Genomic DNA, 12,769 nt, shown 5'->3' with positions numbered 1-12,769 from the left:
CACCCCCTCCCCCACCACGGCCCCACCGACAACCACCCAGGCCGACGGCTGATCCCGAAGCCGCCATCACCCTCACTCGAGACCGAACACAACGACCTCCACGTCGTGAGACTCGATCACAGGCATGATCGCACCTTCGACATCCGACCACTCGAGCCCGCCGAGCCCCGCACCGATACGCGGAACCCCGATTCGCCGCAGGTCGGCTTCATCCGCATGAGCAAGCATCGCTCCGACCGATGAAACGATGGCGGGAAGAGTCGCCTTTCCGCGCCAATGGGCCTGCGTACCCAGGTTGTAGACGGTCACATCGTCACACTGCCAAACGAACACAGACCCAGGCGTCAATCGGCCATCGCGGCACCGGACTCGATACTCCTCATACATTTCCGGCCACCGACGTTTGAATTCCGTCGCAATACCTCGCCCCATTGCACCAGCACAATTACAACCGTGCCCGACCGCATCGAGGTCGGTGGCAGCGAACAGGTTACCGACGCGATGGTGCAGCTTTCCGGTGGTCATGCGTGATCCCCATTGATTAAGAGTGACAATTCTGTTGCCGAATATTTTTCCGACAGAAATAGCGTATTGAACGCGACCGGCCCATCTCCCCATTCACGCCCTATACCCGGAGCGTTAGCCCAGTAGCGCCCCGCACTGTTCAACACCCTCAGATATGTTTTCAGGTCTCGGCGATCGCCCGCAAGCACATTGTGCGCATGGTGAATAATGGTCAAGTATCTTCTGGACGGCAGATTGTCCAGCGTAGTCAAGCATTCTTCGAAAGCCGGCCAGTTCGAGCCGAAGTACGGCGGAAACTCGAACTCTGAATAGTAGCAACCGAAGAGCCCGTCGACGCTATCCATCTCGGCGCCATCCAGGGAAAATACGCGTATTCCAGAGAAGGCAGGGGTCAACTCGGCCAGGCTCTCCATATCCTCCTTCCCACGAAAATGAACCCAAGGCCGGTCGGCGTCGAAAGCGGATCCCTTTGTTGAAGACATCATATGAAGCTCCTACCACCGTTCCCGACTTGCCATTCCCAATCGGATCCTTGGGATTGCATCTCTATACATCTCACGATCCCTCGATTCACGCACGATCCTTCACCCAACGAAATATCGGATTGATCATATTTATCGATCGGACTCGATATATCACAATAGAGGCCTGAATTTGAAGCGAAACGAATGGGAATTCCCTCCTGTAACAACGGATAGTCGCGATCAACCATAGGGTCCTTGGTTTGTTCGGCAGGGGTACGGCTGGAGCGGCCGACGCCGTCGCCGTATGCGATAGGTTCTGCCACCACTGGCAGAGTAGCTCCCACCTCGCTATGCTGCTGATTGATCGCCCAAGGGGGGCGCGATCGCCAGAAGCATTGGGGGAGGCTGGCTTTCATGATCGACTCGTTCTACACCGGATTCGGCAACCCACCTGCTCTGCGTGAGTCGTTCACGGTGGACACCGCACCGGAAGCGTGCCGACGACCGTATTCGATGACGGGCCCGGAATGTCGAACGACGAAGCGGGGCACTCGTGGCGGATGAGCTGAAAGTCTCGCCGGAAGTGCTGATTCAAGCGGCACAGGGGATCACCGGGATCATCAGCGAGCTGTCGGAGATCGGGGTCAAGGAGACCGCGTCCTCGGGGCGTGGCTTCGCGCTGCTCACCATGTCCGGGCTGGAGGCCGGGAAAGCCGTGGTGCAGAAGGGGTTCGAGGAATTCACCGAGCGGTGGTCCTGGGGCGTGCGATATCTGGTGCAGTCCGGCAACTCGATCGCCGAAGCGGTGGGATTGGCGGCAGGCCGCTATTACATGATGGAGCAGCAGGGCTCCGACACGTTCAAGCAGATGTATACCCACCTGCTCGGCAATCCCCACCTGTCCAGCGCGGAGATCAAGGAGCGGACGTGGGGCGAAACCCTTGCGGACAATCCGATCAATATGGCGCTCAATGCCGACTACAGCGCCAAATCCTTCGAAGACGCGGCCGCACACGCTGACAAGAACTGGCAGGTGGTGCAGGCCGTCGGCCCGCAAGCCATGGCCAACCTCTCCACGCTCGACCCGTACTCCTACGCCGCCCCCGACAATGGCCTACCCGATGCGGGCTGGAACACCGGGGCCGCCGAGCAAGCCGCCGCGATTCTGGATCCCCCGGGCTGATCGGTGGGGGTGTTCGACAACTTCGGCGACCTGTTCGGCCGAGGAGTGGAAAGTGCTGTCGAGAAAGCCGGGGCACTCGCCGGCGACGTCCTCGACGTCGCCTCCACCGGTGCGCAGAAGCTCGGCATGGACAGTTTGGCGGAGTCTCTCGACGATCTCGGAGACCAACTCGTCTCGGCCGCCGGTGGTGAAGTCGAAGAGCGTGCGCTCGGGGAGACGAAGGACCCGAAGGAACTGATCCGCGGCGAGCCGACAGTCATCACCGATGCCGCGACCACGTTGCGTGAGATGGCGACCCAGATCGCCAAAACCGGCGACGCACTGAAAACGATCGATGCCGCGGACTGGACCGGGGCTGGCGCGGACGCGTTCAATGCCGTCTACGACCAGCAGCCGAAGCTGTGGTGGGATGCCGCGGAATCGTTCACCGCGACCGCCGGTGTCCTCGACAGCTGGTCCGCGGCGGTCACCACCGCGCAAGCACGTGCCGCGGATGCGATCGCCGAGTGGGAACGGGCCCTGGCCGAGGAACGCACCAAGAAGGACTGGTGGAACTCGCTCACCGGCGATCAGCAAAAGCAGGTCGGCCCGCTGCCCGATACCTGGACCGCGCTGCGGGACAATGCCCGGCAGATCTTGAGTTTCGCTCGCACCCAACGCGATAACGCCGCAACCGAGTCGAGCGCCAAGATCGCCGAAGCCACCGGCAAGGCGCCGACCACACCGCCGTTCACGTCCCGAATGGCGGCGAACCTGTCGGATCTGGCCGATATCGGTGAGCACGCCAAGTTGAGCTTCGAGTCCGGCGTACTGACCGGCCTGACGGGGCTCGTGCAGTTCGTCCGGCAGGTGAATCCGACCGATGCCTATAACATCACCCATCCGGCCGACTACCTGTCGAAGATGTCGGATTTGGGGACCGGGCTGGTGGTCGCGGCCGCCGATCCCGGTGCGGCTGTCGACGCGATCCTCTCGGAAGCGCGCGCGAACCCGTTCGAGTTCGCCGGCTCGATCACGAGCGATCTTCTCGTCACGGTCGCCACCGGCGGCGGAGGCGCGGCGAAGCCGGTGTTGTCGGCGATCGACAAGCTCAGCGACGTCGGTCGTCGCCTTCCCGGGGGCAATCGCGACAGTCCCGATGGGGCTACACCGGAGCAGTCCGGCACTCCCGAACCTGTCGATCACGATGGCGAGAACTCATCGCACGCCCCAGCGCCCCAGGCCGGGGTGCCGGACGGGTCCAACGCCGGGCCGCAATCGGGCGTCGACGCCGGCGCTCGGCCCGACGCCGGGCCGGAATCGCCGACACAGCGCCCCGACACTCGACAACTCCAGGAAGCGCCGGAAGAAAACGCCTCCGGCACTCCGCTACACAACACCCCGGAACCGCGTGCGGAGCCTCCGACCGCACGCCCTGATACCGAAACGCCCGCGCCACGACCGGATTCCGAGAACTCGACCCCCGCTCGAACCGACGCCGACGATCGGCCGAGCACTCCGGTTCACACCAACGGCCCGGAACCCGATCCCGACGACAACGCCAAAACTGTCGAGGCACCCCGCCAACCCGGTACCGATCCGAATCCCACGCGCCCGGTCCAGGATTCGAACTCTCCGGTCGGCAACCCCGGCACCGACGCGCCGACCACCCAAGCCCCGTCACAGACCACTGCCGAGACACCCAGGGGAGAGCCGCCGACCCGGGTCGGCGAGCCAGATCCTGCCACTACCCGGCCCGACCCTGGGTCGACCAATTCCGCCCCCGACCCGGACTCGACTCGACAACCGCCCGCCCGGGCCGACGCGGACGGCGACGGTGGGTCGACGTCGAATCCGCACCAATCCAGTCCCGAGTCCGACTCGACTCGGCAGCCACCTGCCCGGGCAGACACAGGCGGTGACGCGGGCTCGACATCGAATCACGACCGATCCGATCCGGCTACCCCCGCCCGCTCGGATGCCGCTGAGCCCCAACGCGATTCGTTCACCCCAGCGGCGACCATGTCTCCGACGCCGAATACCCGCGCGCCGGAATCCCCCGCGAGCACCCGGACACCGGACCCGCGCCCTACCGCCACACCTGACAACCGCCAGGCCGGCGATACCGAAACCGACCGGAACCAGCAGAAGCCGGACGAGCACGCCGACACACCGGACCAAGACAGAGCCACGCCCAGCCCTTCACCACGTGCAACGCCGGATTCGAACACGCCTCAGTGGCACGGTGATTCACGATCGGCGCCTGACCACGACACCGCCGCCGCTCCATCTCCCGCGCGCGGCGATGGTGATTCCTCCTCCGATCCGGACTCCGGAGAGCGCGGTACCGATAACTCGAACGGCGACCACGACAAGAGCGACAAAGAAGTCGACAAGTCCGAAGCTGACGAGTCGGATTCCTCCGAACATGTCGACGACCCCGACAAGATCCGCGAATCCACCATCGAGGACCCGGTCGAGCACAACCGAACCGACGATGACATCGAAGAATGCAACGACCCTGTCGACGCGGCCACCGGTGAATTCCTCCTCCCCGAACTCGATCTGAACCTGCCCGGCGTCCTGCCACTGATCCTGAAGCGTCGTCACCGGTCGAACTACCGCTTCGGCCGCTGGTTCGGCCCGTCCTGGTCGGCGACCCTGGACATGCGAGTTGTCGTCGACGACCACGGTGTCATCTTGATCGGCGAGGACGGCGTAACGCTGCTCTATCCCCACCCGCAACCGGATGCTCCAGTACTGCCGCTATCGGGTGCGTCGCGCTGGACGCTGAGCCGCACCGACTCCGGCGGCTACCGGGTCTGGGATCCCGAACGCGAACTGATCTGGCATTTCGCCCCCGAACCCGTCCGGGCCGGCATCGATGTCGCACTCGGCAACTACGCGATCTCGGCCATCACCGACCGCCACCACAACCGCATCCGGTTCCACTACGACAGCGACGGTGCGCCGACCGAGATCACCCACACCGGCGGCTACCGCGTGGCCGTCACCACCGCCGGTGGGCGCGTCACCGGACTCGACATCCTCGGTCCGTCCGGCGGTCACCTCACCACGATCCGCGAATTCGGCTACACCGCAGGTCAGTTGGTCGCCGTCACCAATGGTGTAGGCGCGACCACCCGGTACACCTACGACCACGCCGACCGTATGACGTCGTGGACCGACTCCAACGACAACTACATGGTCAATACCTACGACGAGGCCGGCCGAGTCACTCGTCAGCGCGGTATCGCGGGAGTCCTCGACGCCGATTTCAACTACTCCTCGTTCCCCGACGGAACCGGTCGAGTCACCACGCACATCAATTCCCTCGGCGCGCCGACCATTTACGGTTTCGACACCGATCTGCGCACCCGTGACGTCCGGGATCCCAACGGTGCCCGCACACACACCGACTACAACGCCGACCGCAACCCGCTGACATTCACGGCCCCCGACGGCGCGGTCACCCGCTACACCTACACCGACGACGGCGACGTCGCCTCCATCACCCGCCCCGACGGCAACACCACCTACCTCGAATACCTGTTCCGCAACCGCCCCACCCGCATCACCGACGTCGACGGCACCGAACTCCGCCGCGAATACGACACCAACGGCAATCTCACCGCCGTAATCGCCCCCACCGGCGCCCGCACCACCTTCACTCATCACCGCTGCGGTGCCGTCGCGACGATCACCGAACCGAGCGGAGCGACAACCAGCATCGATGTCGACCCGGCGGGTCTACCGATCCGAATCACCGATCCGCTCGAGTCGGTAACCACCATCGAGCGCGACGGCCTCGGCCGTCCCCACCGCATCACAGACCCGCTTGGTGCGACAACGACTCATCGGTTCTCACCTACCGGTCAGCTTCTCGAACGCACCCTCCCGGACGGTCACCGGGAAACCTGGACCTACGACGGTGAAGACAACCTCCTCACCCACACCGACCCAGCAGGCGGGGTCACCCGATTCACCTACACAGCGTTCGACCTTCTCGCGGCCCGCACGGACCCGGCCGGTGCGACCACCACCTACACCTGGGACACCGAACGCCGCCTCACCGCAGTCACCAATCCCAACGGTGAAACCTGGCACTACGTCTACGATCCCGCGGGCCATCTGATCGCCCAGACGGACTACACGGGCGCGACCACCCACTACACGCACGACCCGGCCGGGCGCACCGCCACGGTCACTCCCGCCACCGGCATCACCCGGCATCACGCGTATGACATCCTCGGCCGCCTCACCGCGATCACCACCGATTCCCGCGACTGGATCCACTACACCCACGACTTGTCCGGCCGTCTACTCTCCGCGACCAACGGCAACGACGAAACCCCTTCCCACACTCTTCAATTCAGCTACACCGACACCGGCCAGCTCGCGTCCCAGCAAGTGGACGACCAACCGCCGATGCGGTTCGACCACGACGAGTTCGGACGCCGCACCCGCCGCACAACCCCCACCGGCGCCCGAACCCACTGGTCCTTCGATTACGCAGGCCGCCACGGCGGGATGACCGCCGACGGCCACAACATCGACTTCACCTACGACCCGGCAGGCCGTCTCACCCGATGGCAACTCGACGAACTCGCCATCGACACCACCTACAACCCTGCAGGCCTGCCTAACAGCCAAACCGTCACAGCCCACCCACACCGCCTGTTCAACATCGGCCTCGACGCCACCCCACGCACCCCGCCCCGAAACCTGCGCACCGACGAGTACACCTGGCGCCCAGACGGTTACATCACCAACCACACGACCCATCACCACAACAATGCGTCGGTCAGCCGCGACTACGAACTCGACCCGATCGGACGCGTCACCACCCTCACCCGCGACAACCAGGTCACCGAGCGCTACACCTACGACCCCCTCAGCAACATCACCAGCAGCGACACCCCGGACTCGCCGGCTGCCCCCGCCCATGCCACCAACTCCAGCCGCCGCGAATACCGCAACAACCTCCTGATCCGAAACGGCCGCACCACTTACCACTACGACAACGCCGGCCGCCTGATCCGCAAAACCACCACCCGCCTATCCCGAAAGCCCGCCACCTGGCACTACCGCTACAACAGCTTCGACCAACTCACCGACGTCTGGACCCCTGACCACCAATGGTGGCACTACACCTACGATCCCCTCGGCCGCCGCACATCGAAGCAACACCGCACCGCCGACGGCACCATCCTCGACCGCACCGACTACACCTGGGACGCAACCAACCTCACCGAACAAACCACCGCCGAATCCACCACCCGCTGGCACTACCAACCCGGCACCCACACACCCCTCACCCAAACCACCGATCAAACAACCGTCGATCGCGAATGCGTAGCGATCATCACCAACCTAGTCGGGTCGCCGACTGAACTGATCGACCCCAAGTTTGCTGAACAGACCGCGCATGCCTCCAGCGATCTATGGGGGAAAACCATTTGGCACGGGGATACGCAAACACCTCTTCGATTCGCTGGGCAGATCCACGACCCCGAAACCGGACTGCACTACAATTATCACCGATTCTATGATCCGGCCTTGGGTCGCTATCTAACGTCAGATCCACTCGGCCTTGAACCTGCGCCTAATCCTATTGCTTATCCGCATAACCCGCTCACATGGTTCGACCCGCTCGGGTTGATATCCGACGAATGTCGAAAGAGCAAGGAAATTACCCTCGATGCGTTTGATTCCTTCGAACAGGCGAGAAACAAGGCACTGGAATTGATCGGCGATATCGACCCCGCAGTTCGGGAGCCGTATGTCGGACGACTCGAGGTTGCGACGAGCACTTATGGCAAGAATATTGGGTTCCACACGCCGCGTGCCGAATTGTACAAACGATTTAGGATCGACTTCGATCCGGTGAAGGGGCCCCATATCAACGTCGAAGTCGGTAAGGGGTCGTCAGCTAGAAAATGGGCTGTACCCTGGATCGGTACTGAATCGGATATCGCCAGATTGCTTAGGAGAAACGCATGACGATTGACGGAGTGTACGGCACGAGGCCTGACTACCTGCCGAAGTCGATGATCCGTGCTGTGCGGGTTGATGTCGGTGGTCGCCCGCGTATCGGCTGGGTTGGCCAACCAGGCGTGAAGTTTCTCGATCTGCATCAGCATGACGAGTATGAAGAGGCAAGCATCCGCCGATTTTCAAGGAGATCGGATGGTACGGTCAATTGGGGTGAAGTCTCCAAAAGCCTTGTCCTGAAGGCTGGTGATTGCGATTCGCTCGATATCATGGAAACGATTCAAGAATTTATGTCGGATTCAAATATTTTGGTATTCTTCTGGGATAGCTTGCTGATGCCGAGTGTCGAGATGAAGAATCAGTATTTGAAGGCTTATATCAGCGGCATAATCGCGCAGGTTGCCGAGTTCTGGGTATATTCCCCCAGCGGTCGAGTGTTGATCGAAAACACGTTGCGTGGAGAGATAACCGCCGCAAAGGTGCCTTCCGCATAGAGCGTCGACTCCTACCCGACTACACCTGGACTCCGGATCTGCAAGAATGATCAGATGCCATTCCTACCACAGACTGCGTCAGTGCGTAGAAATTGGAGTCAATGCCTCACTCTAAGGCAACTTTGATGTCGGCTCCAATTCAGGAGCCGATGTCCAACCGTGGATGCGGGAATCCCGGAAATCGGCAGCCCTACGTTACGCAGCGCACCGAGGGAAAGAAAGTGGACAGTGCAGGATGTGCTGCTTTCCTTCGATCCACGCCAGCGGGCGTGCGCGAATTCTCGGGTCAGATTGATTCAGCGAGGCAATTGCGCCATTCCCAGAGTCTGCGAAATATCGTCCGGTATCGGATATGGCCGCTCGGAAGGAATCAATCCGAGCGCACCGCTTTCATCTTCAGCGGTGATGCGACTACGCGTTTCATGCGCAAGTTCAGTGACATCTTCGATGCCGACGATCCATTCGTCGCAGTAGCGGCGAACGGCCTCCCCGGAGAGACCGACCTGCAATGAACGGTATGGGAGAGGCGACAATCTGATGTCGCGCTCGGGATCCCACTGGATGCGAACAGGGGCGGTGAGGCTGCCTCGCCACTGGACGCGATCGGTGTGTGCGGTGCGGTCGAAGCGGGCGAGCGCGGAGTGCCGCAATGCCCACTCGAAACCCTCACGGGTGATGGTTACCGCCAGCACATGCTCCTGGCCCGGCTTGGATGCCCATCCAGAGCGGTACATCATCCAGAGAAAGGAGGGTTTGATCCACGTCATCCGCTCCCGCTTGAAGGCGTCGGGGAACCTCCCTGTCGCGGCGGCTGGTACAGCGATATCGGCTCGATACGCCTGGTACACCGTGACGGTCGATGCATCGAAGCGTGCACGAACCTGACGAGTGGGTACGCTCATTCCGATCATCGTGCCTGCGACTCGGCCGCGCCGCCAACGATTTTCGGCAATGGTGCGCACCCATACCGAGTACGCACCATTCCCGGGCTGTCTACAACTCCGGCAAGTCGTAACTGCCGACGCGGTCGGCGAGCACCCGCCGGTGTTCGAGTTCTCCGCCGAGGGTTTGGCCGATTGCGGTGAGGCGGGCGACGTAGTGGCTCACCGGGTATTCGGCGGTGACGCCGATTCCGCCGTGCATCTGGATGGCCTCGCGGCCGATGTGGGCGGCGGACTTTCCGATCTGGAGGCGGGCACGTGAGGCGACGATCGGGTCGTTGGCGCCGTCGGCGAGGGCGGCGGTGATGTAGAGGTTCATGCTGCGGGCCAGTTCGAGGGAGACGTAGCAGTCGGCGGCGCGCTGGGTGAAGGTCTGGAACTTCGACAGGGTTACGCCGAACTGTTTGCGCGACTTCAGGTAATCGGTGGTCAAGGTGAGGGCTACCTGCATGGCGCCCACCGATTCCGCGCACAGCGCTGCCTGGGCGTAGCCCTGGGCGAGTGCGATCTGTTCGGCCGCGTCGACGGTGTCACCGAGCAATTCGCCTGGTGCCGAGGCGAAATCGAATTGGGCGCCGCGGCGTCCGTCGAAGGTACGGTAGGTGCGGCGTTGTACACCGGGGCCGGTGGGGTCGACGAGGAACAGGCCGACACCGCCGCCGGGCAGTATCGCGCTGACGATCAGCTGATCGGCGCAATCGCCGCGCGGGACCGGGTTCTTCACACCGGACAGGGTGTACGAATCACCCTGCTGGTCGGCGGTTGTGGTGACCTCGGTGGACGGCCAGCGCTGTCCCGGTTCGGCGTGGGCGAAGGCGAGCAGGGTGGTGCCCTCGGCGAGCGCGGGCAGTAGCCGGTGGCGCTGGTCGGCGCTGCCGGTGAGCCGGATCAGCTCGGCCGGAACGACCACGGCGTCGAGCACCGGTTCGGGGGCCAGCGCACGGCCGAGTTCCTCCTGCACGAGCATCGCCTCGACGGGGCCCGCGCCGACGCCGCCGTCCTCCTCGGGGATGGTCAGGCCGAGGACGCCCAGGTCGGCGAGTTGCTTCCAGACCGTGCGGCTCCAGCCGGGATCGGTGTCACCCGCCTTGGTGAGGGCCTCGCTGTCGTAGAACCGGTGCAGCAGTTCGCGCACGGTGTCTCGCAGCATCGTCTGTTCTTCGGTCAGTGCCAGATCCATGTCAGCGCCTCACAATCCGAGGATCGTGGAGGAAATGATCGAGCGCTGGACCTCGCTCGAACCTCCGTAGATGGTCACCTTGCGGTAGTTCAGATAGCCGGGGCCGGTGTGCTGGGCCCAGGCGGGCGAGGCGATGTCGTCGGCGTCGACGGGAAGGGCGTCGGCACCCGCGATGTCGAGCAGCAGTTCGGTGGCCGACTGCTGCAGTTCGGTGCCACGCAGTTTCAGCACCGAGGAGGCCGGGTTGGGTTTGCCGTCGGCCGAATTGGACACCACCCGCAGCTGGGTGAGTTCCAGGGCGAGCAGTTCGTTCTCGAGTTCGGCGATGCGCGCGGCGAAGACCGGGTCCTCGAGCAGGGTGCCGTGGCCAGTGCGGATCGAGCGCGCGTGGTCCTTGGCCAGCCCGATCTTGACCTTGGTCTTGCCGACGCCGGTGATGGAGGTGCGTTCGTTGCCGAGCAGGAACTTGGCGTAGGTCCAGCCCTGGTTCTCCTCGCCGACCAGTTGGTCGGCGGGCACCCGGACGTCTTCGAAGAACACCTCGTTCACCTCGTAGCTGCCGTCGATCAGTTTGATCGGGCGCATGGTGACACCGGGCGATTTCACGTCGAAGAGCAGGAAGGAGATGCCCGCCTGCTTCTTGGGTGCCGACGGGTCGGTGCGCACGAGGCAGAAGATCCAGTCGGCGTACTGGCCGAGTGTGGTCCAGATCTTCTGTCCGTTGACGATGTAGGAGTCACCGTCGCGGACGGCGGTGGTGCGCAGCGAGGCCAGGTCGGAACCGGCGTCGGGCTCGGAGAAGCCCTGGCACCACCAGATGTCGAGGGCGGCGGTGGGCGGGAGGAAACGCTGCTTCAGCTCCTGGGAACCGAACTGGGCGATCACCGGCCCGACCATGGAGGCGTTGAAGGTGAGCGGCTCGGGCACCGAGGCCAGCTGCATCTCGTCGAGCCAGAGGTGACGCTGCATCGGCGTCCAGTCCTTGCCGCCCCACTCGACCGGCCAGTTCGGCACGGCGAGCCCGTGATCGTTGAGGATCTTGTTGGCGGTGACGATGTCTTCGCGGGAAAGCTCGTGTCCGTATTTCACACGGTCACGGATCTCGACGGGGATCTCGGTGTGATAGAAGTGCCGGAGCTCGTCGCGGAAGGCGACCTCTTCCGGGGACAGGGCTAGCTTCATACGGGTCTCCCAGCGTCTCTAGTAGCCGTCTTCAGAAACCTACCCCGCACGGCGACGCCACGACACCGCCACGCTGCCACCGGCACGTCGAACTGGTACGTTGCCACACGGACCGGGGAACCGGTGGGCGAGCAGCAGGGAGTTACGGGTGAACGGCAGATCCATCGCAGGTAGGGCGGCGGCGGTGACCGCGGCGAGCATCGGGGCTGTGGTCGTGCTCGCGGCGACCGCGAGTGCGTCGCCTCTCGACGACGCCATCACCCACCTGCACGATCTCGCGGGCGAGGACGTGAGCACCAAGGCCGGTGTCGACGCGATCGCCAACTTCACCGGCATGGTCGGCGCCGACCGCCTGCGTGACATCTCGGCCCAGTTCATCCCGTTGGGCTACGCCGCCCCCACCTTCGGCTGCGGCAGCAACGGACCCATCACCACCATCATCGCCGCCGCGACCGTCGAGGGCCCCGGCCCGCGCACCGGGACCAGCCTGACCCCGGGCGATGTCCGGTTCAGCGCCAGTCCGGCCCACACCGGTGTGCCGCTGGCCTCCGGTCTGAGTGTGGCCTGGGTGAATGTGAACAACGGGCAGAGCGGTATCGCCGCCCTCGACGACCTCACCGAATACCAGCTGCCGTCGCTGTCGAAGACGATCACCAGCGGCGCGGGCACCGTGGTCGCCTCCATGTGGGGCACCATCGACTACCCCGGTGCACGCTGCGTGATGACACCGACCGTCGGCACGTTCGTCGTTCCGGATCTGCCGGTGGCGGCTCCCGAAACACCGGCCGCCCCGCCCGCGCCGGAACCGCAGGCCCCCGCACCCGAAC

9 protein-coding genes are annotated in these 12,769 nt (G+C 63.8%); 4 read left to right on the top strand and 5 right to left on the bottom strand.

What is annotated here, in order from left to right; all coding sequences use genetic code 11:
• Positions 1-72 precede the first annotated feature (72 nt).
• A complete protein-coding gene (locus HYG95_RS24255; RefSeq protein WP_181701379.1) occupies positions 73-525 on the bottom strand; it encodes a macro domain-containing protein in 453 nt (150 codons plus the stop codon).
• On the bottom strand, positions 522-1,010 hold the full coding sequence (locus HYG95_RS24250; RefSeq protein WP_181701377.1) for a barstar family protein: 489 nt from the start codon (positions 1,008-1,010) through the stop codon (positions 522-524). The genes HYG95_RS24255 and HYG95_RS24250 overlap by 4 nt, the downstream gene beginning before the upstream one ends.
• 562 nt (positions 1,011-1,572) lie before the next feature.
• On the opposite strand from HYG95_RS24250, the gene HYG95_RS24245 reads away from it, so the two are divergent.
• Genes HYG95_RS24245 through HYG95_RS24235 form a run of 3 tightly spaced genes read left to right on the top strand, consistent with a single transcriptional unit; the run spans position 1,573 to position 8,639 of the window.
• Positions 1,573-2,172, top strand: a complete 600-nt coding sequence (locus tag HYG95_RS24245) for a hypothetical protein (RefSeq protein WP_356985658.1) — start codon at positions 1,573-1,575, stop codon at positions 2,170-2,172.
• 9 nt (positions 2,173-2,181) lie between these two features.
• Entirely contained in the window at positions 2,182-8,154 is a 5,973-nt protein-coding gene (locus HYG95_RS24240) for a putative T7SS-secreted protein (protein WP_181701372.1), read from the top strand.
• On the top strand, positions 8,151-8,639 hold the full coding sequence (locus HYG95_RS24235; RefSeq protein ID WP_181701369.1) for a hypothetical protein: 489 nt from the start codon (positions 8,151-8,153) through the stop codon (positions 8,637-8,639). Before HYG95_RS24240 ends, HYG95_RS24235 begins: the two co-directional genes overlap by 4 nt.
• Before the next feature lie 296 nt (positions 8,640-8,935).
• On the opposite strand, the gene HYG95_RS24230 is transcribed toward HYG95_RS24235, so the two are convergent.
• Genes HYG95_RS24230 through HYG95_RS24220 form a run of 3 tightly spaced genes read right to left on the bottom strand, consistent with a single transcriptional unit; the run spans position 8,936 to position 11,942 of the window.
• Positions 8,936-9,601 (bottom strand): DUF4291 domain-containing protein, encoded by a 666-nt coding sequence (locus tag HYG95_RS24230; protein ID WP_370465907.1) that lies wholly within the window; start codon positions 9,599-9,601, stop codon positions 8,936-8,938.
• Positions 9,602-9,632: 31 nt separating this feature from the next.
• Positions 9,633-10,760 carry an acyl-CoA dehydrogenase family protein gene (locus HYG95_RS24225; RefSeq protein ID WP_181701367.1) on the bottom strand — a complete coding sequence of 376 codons (1,128 nt, stop codon included), beginning with the start codon at positions 10,758-10,760 and terminating at the stop codon, positions 9,633-9,635.
• A 9-nt stretch (positions 10,761-10,769) separates the two neighbouring features.
• Positions 10,770-11,942 carry an acyl-CoA dehydrogenase family protein gene (locus HYG95_RS24220; RefSeq protein ID WP_181701364.1) on the bottom strand — a complete coding sequence of 391 codons (1,173 nt, stop codon included), beginning with the start codon at positions 11,940-11,942 and terminating at the stop codon, positions 10,770-10,772.
• 148 nt (positions 11,943-12,090) lie between these two features.
• Here HYG95_RS24220 and HYG95_RS24215 point away from each other — a divergent pair.
• On the top strand, positions 12,091-12,769 hold a 679-nt coding region (locus HYG95_RS24215), incomplete at its 3' end, for a hypothetical protein (RefSeq protein WP_181701362.1).

The organism is Nocardia sp. GTS18, assembly GCF_013839555.1.
Taxonomy (GTDB): Bacteria; Actinomycetota; Actinomycetes; order Mycobacteriales; family Mycobacteriaceae; genus Nocardia; species Nocardia rosealba.
Note: the sequence above shows the minus strand (reverse complement) of the source record. Positions and strands in the feature narration are given on the sequence as shown.